The following is a 22,162-nucleotide window of genomic DNA, read 5'->3' on the forward strand; positions in this document are numbered from 1 at the left end:
TCCTTCGCGCTTACGCCGAATGCGTCCCTTGGTGCGAGAAAAGCCGCACATACTACCGAAAGGCACCGCGTGATGCGAGTGCCTCACGTGCAGCCGTTGATCGAGGGCATGTCCCCTCACCTACTGTTTAGCAAACTTTAGGCCATCAGCTAACCGATCGGTCAACAAAAACCCAAAACGATACCGTCACATGGCTACATGGACCGGCTCGCCAACACCCGCTCTACCGTCTCCACAATGACCTGTGTTTGCGGATCGATCTCGATATTGACCCAGTCGCCCATTAAGCGACTACCCAATACCGTACGGGACAGCGTCTCGGGAATCAGGTTAACACTGAACTCGGCCCCTGCCCCATCCGCCGAAGGACGCACGTCACCCACGGTGAGACTAATCCCATCAACGCCAATGTAGCCTTTTTCAAATACGAACTTGGCGGCTTTTTCGGGTAGCGCGAACCAGAGACGGCGATTATTGGGCGCCTCCTCGATGGCGACTACCTGCGCCATACAAATGATGTGACCGGACATGGAGTGCCCACCGATCTCGTCCCCGAAGCGGGCCGCACGCTCTATGTTGACGCATTGCCCTGGCGTAATTGCACCAAGATTGGTCAGCCGGAGCGTTTCTCGCATCAGGTCGAAACTGACACGCTCGCCCTCGATGGCCGTCACCGTCAAGCACACACCGTTATGCGCGACGGACGCGCCTATCTCCAGTCCGCTACGCAGACTCTCTGGCAAGGCCACCACATGCGTGCGGAACTCCTCTAGCTCGCGCACTTCGACAACCTCAGCAGTACCTTGAACGATACCCGTAAACATGATCCCTTCCTTTCAAAACAGGTGAACAGGGTGGCGTAGGCCATAAAAACTTGCGCAAGCTTACTACTAATGACCCAACCTTGTGCAGCCAGTCGGCAACCCCGCGTGATCGATCATGGTTTTTTGCTACCAACACCCAGCCAAACCCGCCGCCAACAGCAATAACCACCAAATAAAAACACTTAAAAAGTAAATCACCCTGTTTAACAACTTAAAAACATGAAATAGAACGGTTTTCGTTGACAACACCCTGGCCGCTCTTTAGACTTTCGCCGCAAATGTAATGACGCCGATTTGTACCCAGATTGCGGGCGTCCACCTGGCCTTTGGCGGGGTGAAGTGCAGCTAAAAGGGTGTGTCCAGCGTTGATGGCCACCCGCAAGGGTGGCCTTTTTTTGTTCCCCGCCCTACGCTTGCCCCCTCGCACTCCGTCTTCGGCCTACCATTAAGGCAGACGCTATGATTGAACTTAGCAACGTTAGTAAAACCTATGGCAACGGCGACAGTGCCGTTCACGCCCTTCAAAATGTCAATTTAACGATCCCCAAAGGCACCATCCACGGGGTCATCGGCCTCTCAGGCGCGGGCAAATCCACGCTCATCCGTTGCGTCAATCTGCTCGAGCGCCCTACGAGCGGCAGCGTCGTTGTGGACGGGCAGGAAATGACCGAGCTTGGCCGCAACGAGCTCAACCAAGCTCGTCACCGTATCGGCATGATTTTTCAACACTTCAACCTGCTTACCACGCGGACCGTTTTTGACAATGTCGCCCTCCCCCTGGAACTCATGGGTGAGAAGCGCAGCGCGATCAAAAACCGCGTACTGCCACTGCTAGAGATGGTCGGCCTCGCCGATAAAGCGAAGCAGTATCCCGCTCAGCTCTCCGGCGGCCAGAAACAGCGTGTCGCCATTGCCCGCGCCCTTGCCAGCAAACCCAACGTGCTGCTATGCGACGAAGCGACCTCGGCACTGGACCCACAGACGACCAGCTCGATCCTTGAGCTGCTGCGGGACATCAACCACCAATTGGGCATTACCATCTTGCTCATAACCCATGAAATGGAAGTAGTGAAATCGATCTGCCATCGGGTCAGCTTGATTTCTGACGGCAAGCTGGTGGAAGACGCGGAAGTGGGCGACTTCTTTACCGCGCCCGCAACGCAGCTTGGCCGCGACTTTTTGAACGACTTCTTACAGCTCAGCCCCCCGAAAGAGCTACTGGAGCGTCTGCAAGAGAGCCCCAGTGAACATACGCACCCGGTGGTGCGCCTGACGTTTTCGGGCGACGCCGTCTCCACGCCGCTCATCTCTCGTCTAGCGCGAGAGTGCAGCGTGGATGTCAGCATCCTGCAAGCCAAAGTCGAGTCCATTCAAGACCGCACGCTGGGCCTGATGATTGCCGAGCTGCTGGGCAGCCACGAGCAAACCCAGCAAGCCATGTCCTATCTAGAAGCGCATCAACTACAGGTGGAGGTACTTGGTCATGTCCAGCGCAATGTTTGATCTCATTTTACAGGCCACGCTGGATACCCTTTATATGGTGGCCGTGTCGGGCGTGATCGCCACCCTACTGGGACTCCCCCTGGGCGTGATGCTTTACGTGACCCGCCCGCGGCAAATCATGGCGATGCCCGTCCTCAACCAGGCACTGGGCATCATCACCAATATCGGGCGTTCGATTCCGTTCATCATTTTGATGGTCGCCATTATCCCCTTCACCCGCATGCTGGTCGGGACCTCCATCGGCATCAACGCTGCATCGGTCCCGCTGACAATTGCTGCGATTCCATTCGTGGCACGCCTTATCGAGGGCGCGCTGAACGAGATCTCGCCAGGGCTGATCGAATCTGCACAATCCATGGGGGCGACACCCTGGCAAATCATTACCAAGGTGCTGATTCCTGAAGCGCGCGGCGGCATCATTACGGGCCTCACCATTACGCTCGTCACCCTAGTGAGCTATTCGGCCATGGCGGGCGCCGTAGGCGGTGGCGGACTGGGCGACCTGGGTATTCGCTACGGCTACAACCGCTTCAACCCCACGATCATGCTGATCACCGTGGTGATCCTGGTCGTACTGGTACAGGGGTTTCAAAGCCTGGGCGACTACTTGGTGCGCAAAAGCGACCGCAAATAGTCATAGCCAGCCTTTGTTATGGGCATAGCTAAATATAACAAAAACGCATTAGACTTGCGCTTCTTATTCCCGCATCATTGCAACACGATGCACAACGACACTGGAGTAACGCCATGCAAAAAGTCATTATCGGCAGCCTGACCGCACTGGCTCTGGCCATCAACGTGGCCAATGCGGAAACCCGTACCATCAAAATGGGCACCGTCGCCGGCCCCGAAACCGAAGTCATGGAAGTGGCCGCGCGCATTGCCAAAGAAGAGTACGACCTGAACGTCGAAATCATTGAGTTCACCGACTACGTCACACCGAACGCAGCGCTGGCCGATGGCAGCTTGGATGCCAACGCCTACCAGCACGAGCCCTATATGCAGGCGATGGTCAATGACCGTGGCTACGACTTCGCCATTGCTGGCTACACCTTCGTTTACCCCATCGGCGCGTATTCTGAGAAGTACGATAGCATTGATGAGCTGCCGGACGGCGCACAAATCGCCCTGCCCAACGACCCTTCCAACGAAGGGCGTGCGCTGATTCTGATGCACAACGAAGGCCTGATCACGCTCAACGATCCGACGTTCCTGGAAGCCACGCCGATCGATATCGCAGAAAACCCGCGCGGCTTCCGCTTCCGTGAAATCGAAGCGGCGCAGCTGCCCCGCGTACTGCCTGACGTAGACATGGCCTTCATCAACAACACTTTCGCCCAACCGGCTGGCCTGAGCCTGGACGATGCGCTGATCAAGGAAGGCCCTGAGTCTCCCTACGTCAACCTGATCGCAGTTCGCGGTGGCGATGAAGATCGCGAAGAGATTCGCCAGTTGGTCGACGCTTATCAGCGTGACGAAGTGATCGAGAAAGCCGACGAGCTGTTCAAAGGCGCGGCGGTACCGGGCTGGACCGACGAGTAACTCTCATCCGTTCGTCATTCATTATCAGGCCAGCCGAAAGGCTGGCCTGATGCGTTTCACCAAGGAGATGGTATGTCGACCACCGATTACACCCTGCTCAACCGCCAGCTAGAGGCCTTGCTAGACACACGCGACTGGCTGACCAACAGCGCCCAAACCTGCGCCTTCATTCAGCAAACGCTAGAAGCGCTGAACTGGGTTGGCTTTTATTTGCAGCGCGAACCGCAGCTACTGTGCCTTGGGCCATTCCAGGGCAAACCCGCCTGCCACCCCATCCCTTTTAGCAAAGGCGTTTGTGGGGCTGCGGCCCGTGAACAGGCAACGCAACGGGTCGATGACGTTCACGCGGTGGCTGACCACATCGCTTGCGACGCCGATTCACGTTCCGAGCTGGTCGTCCCCATCGTACACGACGGTTTCGTATGGGGCGTTCTGGATATCGACAGCCCCCAGCACGCGCGCTTTAGCCAAGCAGACCAGGCTGGCATCGAGGCGCTGGTGGCCACTTTCGTGCGGCAAACAGACCTTCCCCGCTTCGTTTGATGGCGCATTAAACAACAAAAAGCCCCGCTCAATGAGCGGGGCTTTTTAGAATCTGGTAGGACCAGGCGGATTTGAACCGCCGACCTCCACGATGTCAACGTGGCGCTCTAACCAACTGAGCTATGGTCCTAAACATGTACACCAACAAACTTGGTAGGACCAGGCGGATTTGAACCGCCGACCTCCACGATGTCAACGTGGCGCTCTAACCAACTGAGCTATGGTCCTGCTGTGCAACGGATGCGTATTCTACGGCTTCATGGCTGAATTGCAAGTCATTTTTGCGTCTTCCGCTACATTAGCGCCTTCCTCTGCCCGCTACCGCAAATTACATCGACACTTATCAAAGCTAACGGCTAAGCTGCACATAGATTAATCATAATCGCTTGCGGATAAGGAGGTAAATTTTGCTAGGGCCTTTGCTGGGATGCGTCGCCGGTTTGTTATTACTATCAACGCTCATCGCGCGGGTAAGACTCCGCTGGTGGTGGGTACGCAGTTTTGAGTTTCCCCGCCTGCAAATTGCGGTACTTGCGGGGCTCTGCGCCGCCGTTGGCATACTGCTTTTGGAACCCAGCGGATGGCAAACAGCGACGATAGGGCTTGCGCTACTCACCTGCATACTTCAGCTGCGCTACGTTCTTCCCTGGACACGGCTGTGGCCCGTACAAGTGCAATCGTCTCACGACGCGCCAGACGACCAAAAAATCACGCTGCTGATTGCCAACGTACTTACCCCCAACCGCAAGGCAGACACGCTGCTGGCCATGATAGAGCAGCACCAGCCCGACATCGTGATCACGTTAGAGTCCGACCAGTGGTGGCAAGATCAGCTCGATCAGGCCCTTGCGGACCGCTGGCCGCACAATGTAAAAATCCCACTCGATAACCTCTACGGCATGCATCTGTACTCTCGACTTACGCTCAGTGAGACGGAAGTAAAATGGTTGATCCAGGATGACATTCCCTCCATCCACACCTATGTCACTCTGGCAAGCGGCGACAATATTCGCCTACACGCGCTGCACCCTCGCCCCCCGGCTCCCAGTGAAAGCGAAAAATCGCTATGGCGAGACGCCGAACTGCTCTTGGTGGGTAAAGAGATACATCAAAACCCATCGGCCACGCTCGTCGCAGGTGACCTCAACGATGTCGCCTGGTCACGCACCACGCGTCGATTTTGCCGTATCAGCGGCATGCTCGACCCTCGCCGCGGGCGCGGTATGTTTAGTACGTTTCATGCAAATTATCCGTTTCTGCGCTGGCCACTGGATCACGTATTCGTGAGCGAACACTTTACGCTGGACAGCATGCAACGCCTGGACGCCTTCGGCTCCGACCACTTCCCGATCCTCGCGACGCTCTGCTATCGCCCCTCCCGTCAAGATGAGCACGACAACCCAGAGGCGAGCCGAGAGGAGCGCCAAGAAGCCAGCGAAACCATTCAAAAAGGCAAAACGGAACGTCAAGAAACGTAGCCATTTTGCCCGTGCATCGAGGCGCCCCGTTACTCTGGGACGCCGCCCTTCGTCAATACCGTGGGATCGAGCAGCCGCTCCAAGGTCGCTCGGTCCAGCTCGGTCTCTTCTTCCGCCACATCGATGATTGGTCGGCCTGCTTGGTAGGCCTTTTTGGCAATCGCGGCGGCGGCGTTGTAGCCAATCACGCTATTGAGTGCGGTGACGAGAATAGGATTGCGCGCTAGCGGGCCTTGCAGATTGTCTTCACGGACTTTGAAGGTGGCGATGGCACGCTCGCCCAGCAGCTTGGCGGTACTGCTCATCAAAGTGATTGAGGTGAGCAGGTTCGAGGCCACGAGGGGCAACATGACATTGAGCTGGAAATTGCCGCTTTGCCCGGCCACCGTGATGGCAGCATCCAAGCCAATCACTTGAGCGGCCGCTTGCGCCGCCGACTCGGGGATGACGGGATTGACCTTACCCGGCATGATCGAGCTGCCCGGCTGCAGCGCCTCCAGTTCGATTTCCCCCAACCCCGCCAGCGGGCCCGAGTTCATCCAGCGCAGGTCGTTGGCAATCTTCATGACGACACATGCCAACCCCTTCAACTGACCAGATAGTTCTACCGCGGCATCCTGCGACGCCAAGCTAGCAAAGAAGCTGTCGTTAGGCGCAAAGGAGAGGCCCGTTTGCTGGCTTAGATCGTTGGCCATCAAGTCGGCAAACTCTGGCGGCGCATTGATGCCTGTGCCCACGGCGGTACCGCCTTGGGCGAGGCGGCATAGCCGCGTCATGGCACTGTCGAATCGTTCGATGGCTTGCCCCACCTGACTGGACCACGCGCCTAGCTCTTGGTCCATACGGAGCGGCATGGCGTCCATCAAGTGGGTACGGCCGGTTTTGACGATATGGCTAAGCTCACTGGCACGGCGATCAATCGTTGCCTTGAGCTCGATTAGCGCCGGGCGTAGCGACTCATGCACGGCAATGGCGGCGGAGAGGTGGATCGCCGTGGGGATTACATCGTTACTGGATTGCCCCATATTGACGTGATCGTTGGGTGTGACGTCAACGCCCTCACGGCTGGCCAGCGTCGCCAACACCTCGTTCACGTTCATATTGGTGGACGTGCCCGACCCCGTCTGAAAAACATCGATAGGAAAGTGCTCGTCGTGCTGGCCATCGATCACCGCTTGTGCGGCTTTTTCGATCGCCTGGGCACGCTCGGCATCCAATAACCCTAACTGATGATTACTGCGCGCCGCTGCCAGCTTGATACGAGCAACCGCATGAACGAACGCCACCGGCATAGGCGTGCCCGATACGGGAAAGTTGTTGATGGCACGCTGGGTCTGTGCGCCGTAGAGCGCCGTGGCAGGCACCTCCAACTCCCCCATGCTATCCCGCTCAATACGCGTTTCCATACTACCCTCCTGGTGATTCATCGGCGGGAGGGCATTCCCTCTCCGCTGCTTGATAACGATTCTCTCTATAATTCAGCCTAGCGGCCCCACTCTCTTTGGTAAACCCGTGCTTTGCCAACCCCGTGCGTTGCACCATTGACACAAACGCTAGACTAGGTTTATTTGCCAGCAATGTTGCACTGCACAAAAGCGCTTGCTATGCTGCAATGCAAGATATCTCATCAGTGACGGTGCATTCCTTGACTCGCCGACGCTGATTAACGAACCGTCCTGGGCGCAGCTTAGCAGCCCACGACCTTAGCAAATGGCACAGGAGTGTTGATGATGCGTACGTTTAACACCAACGAAATGACCCAGCAGTTCGATAATCTGTTCATGGCACCGGCCCGCGCCTACATGAGCTTGAGCATCGATTACTCCGAAAAACTGATGAACGCTCAGTTAGACGCGAACAAAGCCTATGTCGATACCGGCATTGCGCAAATGCGCCAGCTGATGAGCGTCAAAGATGCCGACGGCCTCCGCAGCTACATGGAAGGCCAGCAAAAAGTGGCGAAAGAGTTGGCAGAGCGTGTCAAAGGCGATGCAGACAAAGTCGTGTCGTTACAGCAGGACTTCCTGCAGAAGAGTCAAAAGCTGACTGAAGAGAACGTGAAGCAGGCACAAGCCGCTGCCACCAAGATGAGCAAGACCGCCTAACGCACCTGATAGATCGCGCAATAGAGCCGTCTTCCAACGCCCTTGCCAGTTGACTGGCAGGGGCGTTTTACCAATTGAGCGCCGACTTGACGAAGGGAATCGTTAGTTTTCGCTTTGCTGATAGCGACGCTTGATCCAACGTTTCCAAGGCGCGGCAAAGTTCACCCAGCTCCCGCGGCCCGCGGTGCATGATATAGCGCCCCACGTCATCCGGCAGCTGCATGCCACGCACATTGGCACGCAGCTTCAGTGCAGCCAATCGGTCATTATCGTCCATCGGGTGAAGATGGAACGTCACGCCCCAGGCCAACCGTGACGCCAAGTCCGGCAGTACCACCTGCAAATGGCGCGGCGGTTTGTTGGCCGCAATCAGCAGCGCTTTGCCCTCATCTCGCAAACGGTTGAAGGCATGAAATAGCGCCTCTTCCCAGCGCTTGCGTCCAATGACGTACTCCAGGTCATCGATGGCCACCAGATCGAGCCGCTCGATATCTTCCAACATGAGTGGCGGAAAGTGACCAAGATCTGCAAGCGGCAAATAGAGGGCCCGCTTGTCTTGGTCGGAAGCCGCATGGCAGGCCGCTTGCAATAAATGGCTGCGCCCACTACCCGGGGCGCCCCATACGTAAAGAAACGGCTCTGAGCCAGGCGTAAGCTGATGACTGAGGTGATCGACCAACGACGCATTCGCACGGGACGCATAGTAGTTATCGAACGTGGCATCGTCGCGCAGCCCCACCCCAAGCGGCAGCTGTGCCGGTAATCGGCTCATGATGACTCCCTTTTGTCGTCGCGACCCCGTGCATCATCCGGAGTATGCGCTTCTGGGGTTTCTAAGTGTGCGTCGTAGAGCGCACTATTTTTATATCGGTCTTTCACTTCACGTAGCAGCACCATGATCACCGCTGCGGCCGGTAGCGCCAATAGCACGCCCGTGAGGCCAAAAAGATGCCCGCCCGCGAGCACCGCAAAGATGACCGCCACCGGATGCAAGCCAATCTTATCGCCTAATAGCTTGGGTTGCAGTACGACGCTCTCCGCCACCTGTCCCAAACCAAAAACAGCCACAACGCCTAACAGCGCCCACCACGTATCGAACTGGAACAGTGCCACCACCAACGCGATCACTAGCCCGACAATGAAGCCTAAAAACGGCACGATGCTGACCAGCCCCGAGAGCGCGCCGATCAGCAGGCCAAAATTGAGGCCTAGCAGTGTCAACCCTGCGGCATAAATGATGCCCAAGCACAGCATGACGAGCAGCTGGCCGCGTAAAAACGACGCCAACACTTCATCGCAGCGGCGCGCTAGGCGAAACGTATCGTCTGCCCACTGGCGCGGCACCAAGTTTCCCAGGTTGTCGAGCATACGATCCCAGTCCAGCAGCAAATAGAACGTCACTACGGGAATGAGCGCGACATACGTCACCCAAGAGACGAACGCCATGCCCGAGCGACCAATCTGGCCCAGAGCCTGCGCTACGTAACTACCCGCGTCCCGCCAGTTTTCGATCAAGGTTTCGCGAACGTTGCCAAGCTCTGTGGCAAGGTCATAACCGGTCCACTCCTGAACCTGGGGAGCCAGTACACTTTCTACCCAGTTGAGCACGCCCGGCAGGGCCTCTCCCAGTTGCTTGATCTGCTGTACCACGAGGGGAATGAGAATCAGCAGGCTCAGCGCCAGCACGAACATCAACACCAAGAACACGCTGCTGACCGCCCAGGTGCGCCGCATGCCCAGACGCTGAAAATAGTCGGTTAGCGGGTCCGCGAGGTAGGCCAAAATCAACCCTGCAATGAAGGGCATTAGCACGGCATCAAGAAAATACACCGTTCCCACCAGCGCAACGACCAGCGCGATTCCCCACCATGAATGTCTCATTCCCTGCTCCTTCCTGGATATACGGTCAGCGGTAGTGCTTGAATAGTAACAAAAGTTGGCCGCCACGCACCTGATAACGCGTCACATCGATGCGACTTACGTCGCTGGGTGATACAATCGCACCCCGTTATTGCTCCGGCACTGGCTACTTGCCAGCACAATCGCATTGCAGCATTGCATAGGCTTCACAGGACCTGTCATGACCGAGACTTCTCCCTCCCAGGCTACGCCCTCTCTCAGCTATAAAGACGCAGGTGTCGATATCGATGCCGGCAACGCTCTTGTCGATCGTATCAAGCACGTTGCCAAGCGCACGTCACGCCCTGAAGTGATGGGTGGCCTTGGCGGTTTCGGCGCGCTGTGCGAGCTGCCCGCAGGCTACAAACAGCCGGTTCTCGTCTCAGGTACCGACGGTGTCGGCACCAAGTTGCGTCTGGCCATGGACCTTGGCAAGCATGACACTATCGGCATCGACCTGGTAGCCATGTGCGTGAATGACCTGATCGTGGCCGGTGCCGAGCCGCTGCTCTTTCTCGATTACTACGCCACGGGCAAGCTGGATGTCGACATTGCCGCCGACGTCGTGACCGGTATCGGCACAGGCTGCGAGCTGGCGGGCTGTGCGCTGGTCGGTGGCGAAACCGCTGAAATGCCCGGCATGTACGAAGGCAGCGACTATGATTTGGCTGGCTTCTGCGTGGGCGTTGTGGAGAAGTCCGAGATTCTCGACGGCAGCAAGGTCGCCGAAGGCGACGTGCTGTTAGGCCTGGCGTCTTCTGGTCCGCACTCCAACGGCTATTCACTGATCCGCAAAATTCTGGAAGTCAGCAATGCGTCCTTGGAGGAGAGCGTCGATGGCCAGCCGTTGGGTGACGCACTGATGGCTCCCACGCGTATTTACGTGAAGTCACTGCTATCGATGATGCGCGGCACCGATATCCCGGTTCATGCGCTTTCCCACATTACTGGCGGCGGCTTGCTGGAAAACATTCCCCGCGTACTGCCAGACACGCTGGCAGCCCGTATCGACTTGACCAGTTGGCAGCGCCCGGAAGTGTTCAACTGGCTACAGGCGAAAGGTAACGTCAACGAGACCGAGATGCATCGCGTGCTGAACTGCGGCATTGGTATGGTCGTGGTCGTGCCCGCCACTCAGGCCGCGAACGCCAAAGCACATCTGGAAGCCCAAGGCGAGACCGTTTACCAGATCGGCCAGATCGTTCAACGCCAGGAAGAGGCCGTCGTCCTCGACCACGGCGAAGCGAGCTCACAAGCATGAGCAATACCGACTACAGCAGCGATACCCTCAACGGCATGACGCCTGAACCCATGGGCGCCCGCCGCGTGGTGGTACTGATCTCTGGCAGTGGCAGCAACCTCCAAGCGCTCATCGACGCCCAGCAGCATGATCGTCTGGGCGGCGAGATTGTCGCGGTCATCTCCAACGAACCCGACGCCTATGGTTTGAAGCGGGCTCATGAAGCCGGCATCGAAGCGGTGGTTCTCCCTCACCGCGAGTACGATAGCCGCGACGCCTACGACGGCGCGCTGATCAAAGTCATCGAGCGACACGAGCCGGATGTGATCGTACTCGCAGGCTTCATGCGAATTCTCACCCCGCGCTTCGTGCAGCGCTTCCTGGGGCGGATGCTCAACATCCACCCTTCGCTACTGCCCGCGTACCAAGGCTTGAACACTCATGCCCGTGCGCTGGCCGACGGTGCTTCGCATCACGGCTGCAGCGTGCACTTCGTCACCGAAGAGCTGGATGGTGGCCCCGTGGTGCTGCAAGCGGAGCTTCAGGTGAGTGCAGATGACACGGTGGAGACACTAAAAGAGAAGGTTCACGCCCGCGAGCATCTGATCTTCCCGATTGCAGTACAGTGGTTTCTAGAAGGACGCCTGCAGTACGCGGCCGAGGGCGCCACGATGGACGGCCACCCGCTTCCACCATACGGCATGCGCCTTTCTCACGCGGATGCCGCCGAAGAGCTGGATGAAGAGATCGACGACGCCTAACTTGCTAATACCGGCGTTAAAAAGCCTTGCCGCAGTGATGCGGCAAGGCTTTTTTGTAGCACGAGCGAAGCAACGTCTCAGGTGCGCGGCAGCGTTACGCCACGTTGCCCCATGTACTTGCCCCCACGATCTTTATAGGAGGTCTCGCACACCTCGTCGGATTCCAGGAAAAGCATCTGGGCGACGCCTTCATGGGCATAGATTTTCGCAGGCAAGTTGGTGGTGTTGGAGAACTCCAGCGTCACGTGCCCTTCCCACTCAGGCTCCAACGGCGTCACGTTGACGATGATACCGCAGCGTGCGTAGGTGGATTTACCCAGACAAATGGTCAGTACGTTACGCGGGATGCGGAAATACTCCACCGTCCGCGCCAGCGCAAACGAGTTCGGCGGGATGATACAAACATCGCCTTTCACATCCACGAAACTTTTATCGTCGAACGCTTTAGGGTCCACGATGGCCGAGTGGATATTGGTAAATACCTTGAACTCGTCGGCACAGCGCACGTCGTAGCCGTAGCTGGACGTGCCGTAGGAGATGACCCGCTGATCGTTCACATAGCGCACCTGCTCTGCCTCGAAAGGCTCGATCATGGCATCGCTCTGCGCCATCCGGCGAATCCATTTGTCTGATTTAATGCTCATCGGTTACTTCATCACTCGCTAAAAGAAATCGTAGGGCCGCCACTGTGGCTAGCGCTGACGGACTGCGCGACCTGGCTGGCAATCTCGGCGAAGGTGCGGCTGACCGCGCTCTCTGGCTCGGACACGACACTGGGGCGTCCAGAATCGGCCAGCTCGCGAATCGACAGCGTAAGCGGCAGACGGCCCAGCACCTGGGTGTCATACTCTTGTGCAATACGATCACCGCCGCCCGTCCCGAAAATCGCGGCTTCATGGCCGCACTTCTCACAGTGGTAGAGGCTCATGTTCTCTACCACGCCCAGCACCGGCACGTTGACTTTGCGGAACATCTCGATGCCTTTGCGGGCATCCAGCAGCGCAATGTCCTGCGGCGTCGTGACGATCACCGCACCGGATACCGGCACCTTCTGCGCCAACGTCAGCTGGATGTCCCCCGTGCCCGGCGGCATATCGATCAGCAGAAAGTCCAGGTCATCCCACTGGGTTTGAGTCAGCATCTGCTGGAACGCTCCCACCACCATCGGTCCACGCCACACCATCGCGTCGCGGGTGTTGACCATGAACGCCATCGACATAGCTTGAATGCCGTGGGCCTCCAGCGGCAGAAACTTATTGTCTGCCGCCGCCTGAGGACGGACGCCTTCTTCCACACCCAGCATTTGTGCCTGGCTCGGGCCATAAATATCGGCATCCAACACGCCAACGCGGTAGCCCTGGGCAGATAGCGCCAGCGCCAAATTAACGGTTACGGTGGATTTACCAACGCCACCCTTGCCGGATGCCACTGCCACAATATGCTTTACACCATCCATCAATGGCACTCCCGTGGGTTATCGATTGTGAACATGGCGTGAATGATACTCCTCAGCGCCCTATTTCTAAACCAGCAAAGAAAAAGCGGATGTGGGAACACCACATCCGCTCGAGCTCAGCACGCAAAGACGGCTGGTCTCCGATTAGTTGCTGCTCTGCTGGCTCGTCTCGTCCGCTTGGGCGTCTTCACCTTCTTCGCCACTGTCAGCATCCGCATTTTCTTGCTGATTCTGCTGCTCCCCCGTGAGGTCAGGCACGTCACCCGAAGCAGGATTCTCGACATGCAGGCGCTCATCGAGCGTCGACAGCTCGTCGCGCCACTCGCTTAGCTGCGTTTCCAACCGGGCGAGCTGCTCTTGCCGTGCTTCGATGTCGTTTTCGACTTTCGCCACTTCATCGCGGCCAATGTCCAGGGCCACCATCAGGTCGTCCATTTCGGTGCGCACCTGCTCTAGGCTCTGCTGCTCCTCTTCACGTAGCTGCGTCAGCGAATCCACCTCGGACTGCAGCGAATCACGCTCGCTCATCACGCTGTCGCGCTCTTCCTGGAGGGATTGCAGCTCGCTCTCCTGAGCAGAGATCTCCTCCTCGAGTGAGGCCAATCGCTCGTTGGCCTCGCTGACCTGGCGCTCTATCTCACCGAGCTCGGTCTCTGCGGTACCTAGCGCTTCCACGGCTTGTTGGCGCTGCTCTTCTGCTTCCTGACGCGCGGACTCGGCCTGCTGGCGCGCCTCTTCTGCGCTTTGACGCGCTTCTTCTACTTGCTGCAGAGAAGCTTGGGCCTCGTCACGCTCACTGACGACCTGATCACGCTCTTCGCGTAGCGTCTGCAGGTCACCCTCGGCGCTTGCCAGCTGCTCTTCCAGCGCCGTGATGTCTTGCTGCAAACTGTCACGCTGGCTCGTTAGCTCTTCCAGCTGCGCTTCGACACTGCTGACATCTTCCTGCGCCGACTCGAGGTTAGCCGTGGCGTCCGCTTGCTGCTGCTCTAAAGAGGCCATTTCATCGCGCATCGCGGTCAGGTCAGCTTCCGCCTGCTCAACTTCCGAAAGCCGCTGGCTCAATTCAGCGTTCTCTTGCTCGACACTGGCCAGCTGACCTTCCAAGGTCTCGACGCGTTCTTGATGCGTGCCTGAGTTGGATTGCGCCATGATGGCCCATATCACGGCAATCGCCGCGATCCCGGCGATACCCTTCACGCGGTTATCCTGAAAGAGCGTTTTCATGTCCGGCTTGTGGGCAGGCGTGTTCGAATCGGAGTGGTTAGCTTCTGACATGCTGCGTCCCTCTTTTCGCTGGGCTGCTGACATCAGCAGCGTTAGTGACAAGTAGCACGATGGTGATCAGGTCGTCGCTTTATGAATCTGTTCGTTACTAGCATACACAGCGCAGGTCATAACGCCACCCGACAAAGCGCTCCCCTCGCCTAGTCCCGCGTCAACCAAGCATGTTTTCCCGGCGAGAACCCTGCCGATGTGCCACGGTCGCACTCGAACCACGATAGCGTCTGATGAAGAGAGACCACGCTACCGATGATCAACAGCGCAGGCGGCTTGATATCGCCGCGATGAGCGCTATCGGGCAGTGAGTGCAGGGTTCCTACGTGAGTTTGCTGCTGCTGTGTCGTGCCTTGCTCGATCAGCGCCAGCGGCGTCGAGGGCGTCATGCCATGGGCCATTAAAGCATCGCAAATGGAGGCCAAATTGCTCAACCCCATATAAAACACCAGCGTTTGCCCCGGCTGCGCCAGCGTCGCCCAATCCAGCGAAAATTCCCCGTCTTGTAAATGCCCCGTCACGAAGCGTACCGACTGCGCATGATCTCGGTGGGTCAGCGGAATGCCCGCATAAGCAGCACAGCCAGACGCCGCCGTAATGCCGGGAATCACTTCGACAGGCACACCCGCCGCCACCAGTGTTTCGAGCTCCTCCCCCCCACGTCCGAAGATGAACGGGTCACCTCCTTTGAGGCGAATGACCTGCTTACCCTGCTGAGCCCAAGTCACCAGCGATTGGTTGATCTCCTCCTGCGGTACGCTATGGGAAGAGCGTGCCTTGCCCACGTAATAGCGCTCGGTCTTAGCCGGTAACAGTGCCAAAATTTCATCGCTCACCAGGCGGTCGTACAGCACCACTTCGGCGTTGATGAGTCGCTTGTAAGCCTTCAGCGTCAACAGATCGGGGTCGCCAGGGCCTGCGCCAATCAAGCTGACACGCCCAAGCGGCGCTTGAGGCTCCTCTGGCACGCCCGCGTCGGCATGAACCGTGTGTGATCGTTGCGTATCCAAAGCCACCACCCATGGGAAATTCAAGTCTAATGATAGTTCAGAAAAGAATGAAAACGGCCACTCTTTACACAATCGACCATTTTCGCGGTACATCTGATAAAATGGAATATACAACAGATTTTTAATGACCAAAAAGTATTAAAAACCGCAAAATTGTCAGCAAAAGCTTACATATTGTTTACGCTTTTACCGCTAATCTTCACGGCTAACTTACAACAGGCATAAAACCGGAGATTCACGCATGCCCGTGAATGACCTACCCGCACCTTCTATCGGCATACCCGCCAGTGCCGATAGTCTCGTACCCCGTATTCCTGGGGTCATTTTTCAGTTCTACCGCTCCCATAGCGGCCATATGAACTTTCCCTATCTTGAGGGTGGCGGCATGGCGTTAGCGTACGTAGATAGGCAGCAGCTCGCCGAAGATGCCAGCCTACTGCTAGAACAACTCACCGGTCACGACCACCCTAAGGTGATGTCGGCCATCGAGCGCTCTGCGCGCTGGATGCTGCCGCTCAACACGCGCTTTCGGCTGCCCTTTCCTAAAGAGAAGCCACACTGGATTGCGGTGAGCGCCAACCCGGAACCCATCGAATTCGGGGTACGTTGGAATGGGCTGATGATGGACATTACCGATCAGGTCATCGAGGAGCAGCGGCTTCGCAAACTGTGCGACACCGACCCGCTCACCAACCTGCCTAACCGGCGCAAGCTGATGGGTCAGCTCAACCATCTGAGTTCGATGAGCACTCGCCACGGCACGCCGCTGTCGATCATGATGATCGATATCGACCATTTCAAACAGCTCAACGACCGCTGGGGACATTTACAAGGGGATAGCGTGCTCAAACAGCTGGCCACCCTGGCGCAGTCGCTGCTGCGCTGCGAAGACATGATTGCCCGGCTAGGAGGCGAAGAGTTTATGGTAGTGCTGCCGCTCACTTCGCTACAGCAATGCCATAAGCTTGCCGACCGCTTACGTCAGACCATCGCCGAGCACGATTTCGGTATCGGCCAGGGCAGTGTCACGCTGAGTATCGGCGTGGCGGAGTACCGCTTGGGTGAACCGCTGGTGAGTCTCATCGAGCGGGCCGATCGCGCGCTCTACAGCGCCAAAGAGGTTGGTCGCGACTGCGTATGCCTTCTACCCTGAAGAGAGGACTTCAACGCGAAGGTACTCCCATGACATCGCTAGCGCAATTACAGTGCGAACCTTGCAGCGGCAACGCCATGCCGCTCACTCATGACGCATGCCAAGCGCACCTCAAGGCACTTCCAGAGTGGCAGATTATCGAACACGATGGCATCATGAAGCTGTCGAGACAATTCACGTTTCGTAACTTTGCCGACGCGCTAGCGTTTAGCCAGCGGGTGGGCGATGTCGCAGAGCAGGCGGGTCATCATCCTGTATTGGTCACCGAATGGGGCAAAACCACCGTCACTTGGTGGTCCCATGAAATCAACGGCCTGCATCTTAACGACTTCATTCTTGCCGCCAGAACCGACGAGGTAGCCGAATAAATGTTTGAGCAAATTGAGCGAGTCCCTGGAGACGCGATTCTCGGGCTGATCGAAGCTTTCAAAAAAGATACCAACCCGCAGAAAGTCGACCTGGGTGTCGGTGTTTATCGAGACGCTGCTGGCAACACGCCGGTCATGCGTGCCGTCAAGGAAGCAGAAGCTCGCCTGCTCAAGAATGAAACCACCAAGACTTACATCGGCTCCCACGGCGCTCCCGCCTATGGCGACGCCGTGCTGCCCATGGTACTGGGGGCAAACTCTCCGGTGCTCGACGCCAAGCGAGCCAGCGCCACTCAATCACCGGGCGGCACCGGCGCCCTGCGCCTGGCGGCCGACTTCGTGGCCAGCCAGCTGCCGGGCAAAGGCATCTGGGTGAGCGACCCCACTTGGCCGAACCACCACGGCATTTTCACGTCAGCGGGTATCGAGCTGCATAAGTATCCCTACGTCGATGCGGACAACCGTCTGGACTTCGAAGGCATGCTGGCCGCGCTGAAAAAGATCCCTGAAGGCGATGTCGTGGTGCTGCACGCCTGCTGCCACAACCCCACCGGCTTCGATCTTTCTCAGTCGCAGTGGCAAGAGGTCATGGCCGTGCTGAAAGAGCGTCAGCTGCTGCCGTTGATCGACTTTGCCTACCAAGGTTTCGGAGAAGGTCTGGACGAAGACGCATACGGCGTTCGCCTACTGGCCGAGAATCTGGATGAGGTGATCATCACCAGTTCTTGCTCCAAAAACTTCGGTATTTACTGCGAGCGCACAGGCTGCTTGATCCTGGTCGCCAAAAACACTGAGCAGATGGAGAACGTGCGCTCTCAGGTGGCTATCGTAGCGCGTGAAAACTACTCCAACCCGCCCGCTCATGGCGGTGCGATCGTCAGCGAGATTCTGCACGATGCCGAGCTTTCCGCCCTGTGGCGTGAAGAGCTGACCGAAATGCGCGACCGCATCAACACGCTGCGCCGCGACTTCGTCGAAGCCTTGAAGCCCTACGGCTTGGATGAAAAGTACGCTTGCGTGGCCGAACAGCGCGGCATGTTCTCCTACACCGGCTTGACGCCGGAACAGGTCGACCGTCTGCGTGACGAGTTCGGCATCTACATGGTTCGCTCTGGTCGTGCCAACGTGGCGGGCTTCTCCCACGAGAACCTTCCCTACCTCGCCAAAGCAATTGCGGCAGTTAACGACTAATACATCGCATGCCGTCACAGCGCCCAGGCCATCGCCTGGGCGTTTTTTTTGGTCACCCACAAGAAAAGCCATAAGGTTATCAACCCTTTGGCCAAGGTTGTGTACAATTGCGCCTTCGCCGCCAGAGCCTGGGGCGCCCGTGCGGCGTCCGATACAACGCAGCGCTTGACCGATCAGTCAAACTTTCGGCACACTCAGCGTAGCCTTGTATACAACACACCATAACCAAGAGGCATATCATGGCGGCTGCCGGCACTCACTACCCGTGGTACAAAAAGGAAGATACCGACGCATTCTTTGCGCTCTTTCAAAACAATATCGCTAACTTCGTCATCATCGCGATTACGATGTTAGGGATGGGTTTTCCCACGTCGATCGTCTATGGTCAGGTGCTGCCCGGCGCCGCCGTCGCGGTGATGGTCGGTAACTTCTACTACGCCTGGAGCGCCGCCAGGCTCGCACGCAAAGAGAACCGCAGCGACGTCACCGCCCTCTCCTACGGCATTTCGACCCCCGTCATGTTTGTGTTTCTGTTTGGCGTTCTCCTGCCTGCCAAACAGCTCACCGGCGATGCGGAACTCGCATGGAAAGTCGCCGTAGCGGCCTGCTTCATCAGCGGCGCCATCGAAGCGGTGATTAGCGTCATCGGCCGCTGGGTACAGTATCACCTACCCCGTGCCGCCATGCTGGGCGCCGTCGCAGGCGTAGCCTTGACCTTCATTGCCGGTGAAATGCTGTTCAAAACGTTGGAAATGCCGGTCATTGGCCTGCTGGTGCTAGGGATCATCATCGTTGGCTTGGTGGCCCGCGTCAGCATGCCTTTCAAACTACCGACATCGCTGTTCGCCATCGTGGTGGGAACGGCCATGGCCTATCTGATCGGCGACGCTGGCAGTGAACGCTTCAGCGATGCGTTCACGCATCTCGGCTTTTATCCGCTACTCCCCAACCTTGCTTGGTTCGAAGGGCTAGGCCTGCTGTTCACCGGCATGCTGGCCGTGTTGACCGTGGTACTGCCCATCACGCTCTATAACGCCATCGAGACGATGAACAACGTCGAAGCCATGGAGGCCGCTGGCGACAAGTACGACGTGCGCGAGTGCCAGGCAGTGGATGGTGCAGGCACCATGATCGGCGCGTTGTTTGGCGGCGTGTTTCCTACGACGGTATATATCGCCACGGTGGGCGCGAAATGGATGGGCGCAGGGCGCGGCTACAGCCTGCTCAACGGGGCGGTTTACGCACTAGCGACCATGTTCGGGCTCATTGCTGCGCTGGCCGCCATCATCCCCGTCTCCGTCGTCGCTCCGATTTTGGTATTCGTCGGCATGTCGATGATTGCAACGGCGTTCCAAGCCAACGACACGCGCTACTACCCAGCCATTGCGCTGGCCATGCTGCCCTACTTCGCCAACTACGTCATGACCCGTTTCAACCGAGGAGCGGGCGAAGTGGTGAGCGACATTTCCAGTGCCATCGTCGTAATGGGCCAAGGCGCCATGTTCATGGCCATCTTCCTGGGTGCCATGACCGTTTCGGTGATCGACCATCAATTTCGCCGAGCAGCGGCCTTCGCCGTAATTGCCGCAGGCTTCTCGTTCGTCGGTTTGATGCATGCCCCCAAACTGGCCTTCAACGCCGCGCCGGAGTTCGTCATGGGCTATTTGGCGATGGCGTTACTGTTCGTCTACTTCTCGTTTCAAGAAGCCCCTCATAAGCGCTGATTCAATGCGAAACTCCCGCCTGCCGATGCGGGCGGGAGAGAATGCGCTTCAACACGAACCACGCCGTCAGCCCAGCCAGCAAATTACCTATGGCAGCGCCTGCGGCCAGGCCTGTCCAGCCAAATAGCTGCGCGCCCAACCATAGGCAGGGCAAGTAGCAGATGAACAGCCGTGCGCTCGACAGCAGCATGGCCCGCAGCGGCCAGCCCAGCGCATTACCTGCCGACACCACCAGCATGCACACTCCCAGTGCTGCGTAGCTGGGCAGCAGGAAACGGATCAGCAGCGCTAGCTCACTCTGCACCTCGGGATTACCCGCCAGCGCCATCGCCACCCAAGGCGATGCCAATGCAAGCAGGACTCCCAGGCTCAACTGCCAAATCACGGCCACTTTCAGCGCCAAACGAAGCAGCCGTTGAATTTGCCCCCAGTCGCCCGCGCCGTAGCAGCGCCCCAACCAGGGTGGCAGCGACATGGTCATGGCAAGAATCACCATCAGTGACAGCGTCTCAAGACGACTCGCCAACCCCCATGCCGCTACTTGGGTATCCCCTAAGCCCGCTACGGCGGCAATCGCCAGCATGGCGGCCAAAGGTGGCATCAATTGGCTGACCATGGCCGGCGCCGCAATACCCATGAACGGTCGCCACGAGCGTTTCGCTTCCCGGCCAATGCCGTCGGTGGTGGCCCACTGACTTCGATGCAGCTTTCGCCCCGTCAGCAGCAACCCCACAGAAAATGCCACTGCAGTCGCCCAAGCCGCGCCTGGCAGGCCCCAGCCGTCCCAACTACCTACACCAAAAATGAATAGCGGATCCAGTGCCAGGTTGACGAGGCTACTGACGACCATCATCTTCCCCGGCATACGGGTATCCCCATGAGCACGGAAGACGCTGTACATGAAATAGAGCACGGCACCTAGCCACGCAGCTAAAAGCTGTGGCCCCCAGTAAGCGCGAATGTAGGCCAACGCCGTGTCGTCCGCGCCTAGCAATTGAAACAGCGGCACCTGTAACCACCATAACACGAGACCTAAACACGCAATGACCGCCCCACCGGCCATGAGCACTAGGCAGGAGAGCCGTTTGGCTCTGGCGTGCTCCTCTGCGCCCAGCGCTCTAGAGATCAGCGCGGCAATGGCGATCCCCATTCCCACCTGGATGCCGATAATCAAAAACGATAGCGGAAACGTAAACGACTGAGCCGCCAGCGGCGCAGTGCCCAAACGTGCGATAAACGCACTGTCCACAAGCTGAAAACCCAATAGCGCCAGCACACCAATGGCCATTGGCCACGTTTGCCGCCATAGGGTTATCGCCAACTCGCGTTGTTGCATGACAGCTGCCAAAAACGGACTCCTTAGCGTCACAAAACTAGAAAGACTAAACGCAAAAAACGCCACCACCCGTGAAGGTGGCGGCGTTCTGGACCGGTATCGCTTACTGGCGAATACCTTCGAACGTCACGTAGAGCTCGACTTCATGCATGGCTTCCGGAAAATCGCTCATGTCGATACCGAAATCGCCCAAGGTCAGCATCGTGCTGCCCTCGAAGCCTGCGCGGTAATTGCCCCAGGGGTCTTCACCTTCGCCCATTAGCGTGACCGGCATCTCGATCTCTTGCGTTTGGCCGTGCAGCGTCAACTCACCCGTGACGACGCCTTCGTTGTCGCCCGTTGGTTCGAAACCGGTCGACGTGAAGGTCGCCGTGGGATATTCGCTGGCGTTCAGGAAATCACCGCTCAGGATGTGACGATCGCGCTCTGCATGGTTGCTGTTCAGGCTATCTACCTGTACTTCCATCTCAACGGAAGATGCGGCTAGGTCGTCAGCGTCGTAGGAGAACTGGCCGTCGAACTCTTCGAAGCTGCCTAGAATGTAGGAAAAGCCTAGGTGGTTAATTTTGAATTGAACGAAGGCGTGCTGGCCTTCCGTATCAATTTGATAATCAGCGGCCTGTGCTTGGCTCAGGGGAACCAGCGCAGCTGCCGCGACCGCTGCTGCCATTACGCTTCTCTTCATCATAATGTCCATCTCCTTTCTTTCCTTATGGGCACTGCCAGCAAAGTCACTTCATGCCGTAACAGC

At 57.7% G+C, this 22,162-nt stretch carries 22 protein-coding genes and 2 tRNA genes; 12 read left to right on the forward strand and 12 right to left on the reverse strand.

Annotated features, from left to right (window positions below):
• Positions 1 to 194: 194 nt before the first annotated feature.
• On the reverse strand, positions 195 to 824 hold the full coding sequence (locus QIT27_RS15005; RefSeq protein WP_159341977.1) for a riboflavin synthase subunit alpha: 630 nt from the start codon (positions 822 to 824) through the stop codon (positions 195 to 197).
• A gap of 459 nt (positions 825 to 1,283) precedes the next feature.
• Here QIT27_RS15005 and QIT27_RS15010 point away from each other — a divergent pair, with 459 nt between their 5' ends.
• The 4 genes from QIT27_RS15010 to msrC all read left to right on the forward strand — a co-directional run bounded on the left by QIT27_RS15010 (position 1,284) and on the right by msrC (position 4,412).
• On the forward strand, positions 1,284 to 2,327 hold the full coding sequence (locus QIT27_RS15010) for a methionine ABC transporter ATP-binding protein (RefSeq protein WP_159341976.1): 1,044 nt from the start codon (positions 1,284 to 1,286) through the stop codon (positions 2,325 to 2,327).
• Positions 2,308 to 2,961 (forward strand): methionine ABC transporter permease, encoded by a 654-nt coding sequence (locus QIT27_RS15015; protein ID WP_159341975.1) that lies wholly within the window; start codon positions 2,308 to 2,310, stop codon positions 2,959 to 2,961. Before QIT27_RS15010 ends, QIT27_RS15015 begins: the two co-directional genes overlap by 20 nt.
• 113 nt (positions 2,962 to 3,074) lie before the next feature.
• Positions 3,075 to 3,869 carry a MetQ/NlpA family ABC transporter substrate-binding protein gene (locus QIT27_RS15020; protein ID WP_054640841.1) on the forward strand — a complete coding sequence of 265 codons (795 nt, stop codon included), beginning with the start codon at positions 3,075 to 3,077 and terminating at the stop codon, positions 3,867 to 3,869.
• A 72-nt stretch (positions 3,870 to 3,941) separates the two neighbouring features.
• A complete protein-coding gene (gene msrC / locus QIT27_RS15025; RefSeq protein ID WP_253018825.1) occupies positions 3,942 to 4,412 on the forward strand; it encodes a free L-methionine (R)-S-oxide reductase MsrC in 471 nt (156 codons plus the stop codon).
• Positions 4,413 to 4,465: 53 nt separating this feature from the next.
• Here msrC and QIT27_RS15030 read toward each other — a convergent pair.
• Positions 4,466 to 4,542 (reverse strand) — tRNA-Val (locus QIT27_RS15030).
• Between the two features lie 21 nt (positions 4,543 to 4,563).
• A tRNA-Val gene (locus QIT27_RS15035) sits at positions 4,564 to 4,640 on the reverse strand.
• 179 nt (positions 4,641 to 4,819) lie between these two features.
• Here QIT27_RS15035 and QIT27_RS15040 point away from each other — a divergent pair.
• Positions 4,820 to 5,890 carry an endonuclease/exonuclease/phosphatase family protein gene (locus QIT27_RS15040; RefSeq protein WP_285264270.1) on the forward strand — a complete coding sequence of 357 codons (1,071 nt, stop codon included), beginning with the start codon at positions 4,820 to 4,822 and terminating at the stop codon, positions 5,888 to 5,890.
• Positions 5,891 to 5,919: 29 nt separating this feature from the next.
• Here QIT27_RS15040 and QIT27_RS15045 read toward each other — a convergent pair whose 3' ends face one another.
• Positions 5,920 to 7,296 carry a class II fumarate hydratase gene (locus QIT27_RS15045; protein WP_285264271.1) on the reverse strand — a complete coding sequence of 459 codons (1,377 nt, stop codon included), beginning with the start codon at positions 7,294 to 7,296 and terminating at the stop codon, positions 5,920 to 5,922.
• Positions 7,297 to 7,620: 324 nt separating this feature from the next.
• On the opposite strand from QIT27_RS15045, the gene QIT27_RS15050 reads away from it, so the two are divergent.
• Positions 7,621 to 7,995 (forward strand): phasin family protein, encoded by a 375-nt coding sequence (locus QIT27_RS15050; RefSeq protein ID WP_159343734.1) that lies wholly within the window; start codon positions 7,621 to 7,623, stop codon positions 7,993 to 7,995.
• 67 nt (positions 7,996 to 8,062) lie between these two features.
• On the opposite strand, the gene hda is transcribed toward QIT27_RS15050, so the two are convergent.
• Both hda and QIT27_RS15060 read right to left on the reverse strand, forming a co-directional pair.
• Entirely contained in the window at positions 8,063 to 8,767 is a 705-nt protein-coding gene (gene hda, locus QIT27_RS15055) for a DnaA regulatory inactivator Hda (RefSeq protein ID WP_159341971.1), read from the reverse strand.
• Positions 8,764 to 9,876 (reverse strand): AI-2E family transporter, encoded by a 1,113-nt coding sequence (locus tag QIT27_RS15060; protein ID WP_159341970.1) that lies wholly within the window; start codon positions 9,874 to 9,876, stop codon positions 8,764 to 8,766. Before QIT27_RS15060 ends, hda begins: the two co-directional genes overlap by 4 nt.
• Positions 9,877 to 10,075: 199 nt before the next feature.
• Here QIT27_RS15060 and purM point away from each other — a divergent pair, with 199 nt between their 5' ends.
• Entirely contained in the window at positions 10,076 to 11,155 is a 1,080-nt protein-coding gene (gene purM / locus QIT27_RS15065) for a phosphoribosylformylglycinamidine cyclo-ligase (protein WP_253018829.1), read from the forward strand.
• Complete coding sequence (gene purN, locus QIT27_RS15070; protein ID WP_253018830.1) at positions 11,152 to 11,895, forward strand: phosphoribosylglycinamide formyltransferase; 744 nt, start codon at positions 11,152 to 11,154, stop codon at positions 11,893 to 11,895. The genes purM and purN overlap by 4 nt, the downstream gene beginning before the upstream one ends.
• A 77-nt stretch (positions 11,896 to 11,972) precedes the next feature.
• On the opposite strand, the gene dcd is transcribed toward purN, so the two are convergent.
• The 4 genes from dcd to cobA all read right to left on the reverse strand — a co-directional run bounded on the left by dcd (position 11,973) and on the right by cobA (position 15,639).
• On the reverse strand, positions 11,973 to 12,539 hold the full coding sequence (gene dcd / locus QIT27_RS15075; protein WP_044628317.1) for a dCTP deaminase: 567 nt from the start codon (positions 12,537 to 12,539) through the stop codon (positions 11,973 to 11,975).
• A gap of 11 nt (positions 12,540 to 12,550) precedes the next feature.
• A complete protein-coding gene (gene apbC / locus QIT27_RS15080; protein WP_253018831.1) occupies positions 12,551 to 13,351 on the reverse strand; it encodes an iron-sulfur cluster carrier protein ApbC in 801 nt (266 codons plus the stop codon).
• Between the two features lie 144 nt (positions 13,352 to 13,495).
• Positions 13,496 to 14,629, reverse strand: a complete 1,134-nt coding sequence (locus QIT27_RS15085) for a coiled-coil domain-containing protein (protein WP_285264272.1) — start codon at positions 14,627 to 14,629, stop codon at positions 13,496 to 13,498.
• A gap of 149 nt (positions 14,630 to 14,778) precedes the next feature.
• Positions 14,779 to 15,639, reverse strand: a complete 861-nt coding sequence (gene cobA / locus QIT27_RS15090; protein ID WP_290441499.1) for a uroporphyrinogen-III C-methyltransferase — start codon at positions 15,637 to 15,639, stop codon at positions 14,779 to 14,781.
• A gap of 241 nt (positions 15,640 to 15,880) precedes the next feature.
• Here cobA and QIT27_RS15095 point away from each other — a divergent pair, with 241 nt between their 5' ends.
• The 4 genes from QIT27_RS15095 to QIT27_RS15110 all read left to right on the forward strand — a co-directional run bounded on the left by QIT27_RS15095 (position 15,881) and on the right by QIT27_RS15110 (position 20,075).
• Positions 15,881 to 16,792 carry a GGDEF domain-containing protein gene (locus tag QIT27_RS15095; protein WP_285264273.1) on the forward strand — a complete coding sequence of 304 codons (912 nt, stop codon included), beginning with the start codon at positions 15,881 to 15,883 and terminating at the stop codon, positions 16,790 to 16,792.
• 29 nt (positions 16,793 to 16,821) lie between these two features.
• Positions 16,822 to 17,160: a 4a-hydroxytetrahydrobiopterin dehydratase gene (locus QIT27_RS15100; RefSeq protein ID WP_285264274.1), complete on the forward strand. Its 339-nt coding sequence runs from the start codon at positions 16,822 to 16,824 to the stop codon at positions 17,158 to 17,160.
• Complete coding sequence (locus QIT27_RS15105; protein WP_253018833.1) at positions 17,161 to 18,351, forward strand: amino acid aminotransferase; 1,191 nt, start codon at positions 17,161 to 17,163, stop codon at positions 18,349 to 18,351.
• A 239-nt stretch (positions 18,352 to 18,590) separates the two neighbouring features.
• Positions 18,591 to 20,075, forward strand: coding sequence for an NCS2 family permease (locus QIT27_RS15110; RefSeq protein WP_159341961.1), 1,485 nt, complete (start codon positions 18,591 to 18,593; stop codon positions 20,073 to 20,075).
• A gap of 1 nt (position 20,076) precedes the next feature.
• Here QIT27_RS15110 and QIT27_RS15115 read toward each other — a convergent pair whose 3' ends face one another.
• The gene (locus tag QIT27_RS15115; protein ID WP_285264275.1) at positions 20,077 to 21,411 is read right to left on the reverse strand and encodes an MATE family efflux transporter; all 1,335 of its coding nucleotides are present in this window, start codon (positions 21,409 to 21,411) and stop codon (positions 20,077 to 20,079) included.
• A gap of 103 nt (positions 21,412 to 21,514) precedes the next feature.
• Positions 21,515 to 22,099: a YceI family protein gene (locus QIT27_RS15120; protein ID WP_285264276.1), complete on the reverse strand. Its 585-nt coding sequence runs from the start codon at positions 22,097 to 22,099 to the stop codon at positions 21,515 to 21,517.
• Positions 22,100 to 22,162: the final 63 nt, after the last annotated feature.

The sequence above is a fragment of the Halomonas sp. LC1 genome, assembly GCF_030247125.1.
Lineage (GTDB): Bacteria > Pseudomonadota > Gammaproteobacteria > Pseudomonadales > Halomonadaceae > Vreelandella.

Bases quoted from the DNA above. Each gene is read 5' to 3' on its own strand.
- QIT27_RS15005 (WP_159341977.1), bottom strand. From the start codon at position 824: ATGTTTACGGGTATCGTTCAAGGTACTGCTGAGGTTGTCGAAGTGCGC.
- QIT27_RS15010 (WP_159341976.1), top strand. From the start codon at position 1,284: ATGATTGAACTTAGCAACGTTAGTAAAACCTATGGCAACGGCGACAGT.
- QIT27_RS15060 (WP_159341970.1), bottom strand. From the start codon at position 9,876: ATGAGACATTCATGGTGGGGAATCGCGCTGGTCGTTGCGCTGGTGGGA.
- purM (WP_253018829.1), top strand. From the start codon at position 10,076: ATGACCGAGACTTCTCCCTCCCAGGCTACGCCCTCTCTCAGCTATAAA.
- QIT27_RS15095 (WP_285264273.1), top strand. From the start codon at position 15,881: ATGCCCGTGAATGACCTACCCGCACCTTCTATCGGCATACCCGCCAGT.
- purN (WP_253018830.1), top strand. From the start codon at position 11,152: ATGAGCAATACCGACTACAGCAGCGATACCCTCAACGGCATGACGCCT.
- apbC (WP_253018831.1), bottom strand. From the start codon at position 13,351: ATGGATGGTGTAAAGCATATTGTGGCAGTGGCATCCGGCAAGGGTGGC.
- msrC (WP_253018825.1), top strand. From the start codon at position 3,942: ATGTCGACCACCGATTACACCCTGCTCAACCGCCAGCTAGAGGCCTTG.
- QIT27_RS15050 (WP_159343734.1), top strand. From the start codon at position 7,621: ATGCGTACGTTTAACACCAACGAAATGACCCAGCAGTTCGATAATCTG.
- QIT27_RS15120 (WP_285264276.1), bottom strand. From the start codon at position 22,099: ATGATGAAGAGAAGCGTAATGGCAGCAGCGGTCGCGGCAGCTGCGCTG.
- dcd (WP_044628317.1), bottom strand. From the start codon at position 12,539: ATGAGCATTAAATCAGACAAATGGATTCGCCGGATGGCGCAGAGCGAT.
- QIT27_RS15110 (WP_159341961.1), top strand. From the start codon at position 18,591: ATGGCGGCTGCCGGCACTCACTACCCGTGGTACAAAAAGGAAGATACC.
- QIT27_RS15100 (WP_285264274.1), top strand. From the start codon at position 16,822: ATGACATCGCTAGCGCAATTACAGTGCGAACCTTGCAGCGGCAACGCC.
- QIT27_RS15015 (WP_159341975.1), top strand. From the start codon at position 2,308: ATGTCCAGCGCAATGTTTGATCTCATTTTACAGGCCACGCTGGATACC.
- QIT27_RS15020 (WP_054640841.1), top strand. From the start codon at position 3,075: ATGCAAAAAGTCATTATCGGCAGCCTGACCGCACTGGCTCTGGCCATC.
- QIT27_RS15115 (WP_285264275.1), bottom strand. From the start codon at position 21,411: ATGCAACAACGCGAGTTGGCGATAACCCTATGGCGGCAAACGTGGCCA.
- QIT27_RS15105 (WP_253018833.1), top strand. From the start codon at position 17,161: ATGTTTGAGCAAATTGAGCGAGTCCCTGGAGACGCGATTCTCGGGCTG.
- QIT27_RS15085 (WP_285264272.1), bottom strand. From the start codon at position 14,629: ATGTCAGAAGCTAACCACTCCGATTCGAACACGCCTGCCCACAAGCCG.
- hda (WP_159341971.1), bottom strand. From the start codon at position 8,767: ATGAGCCGATTACCGGCACAGCTGCCGCTTGGGGTGGGGCTGCGCGAC.
- QIT27_RS15045 (WP_285264271.1), bottom strand. From the start codon at position 7,296: ATGGAAACGCGTATTGAGCGGGATAGCATGGGGGAGTTGGAGGTGCCT.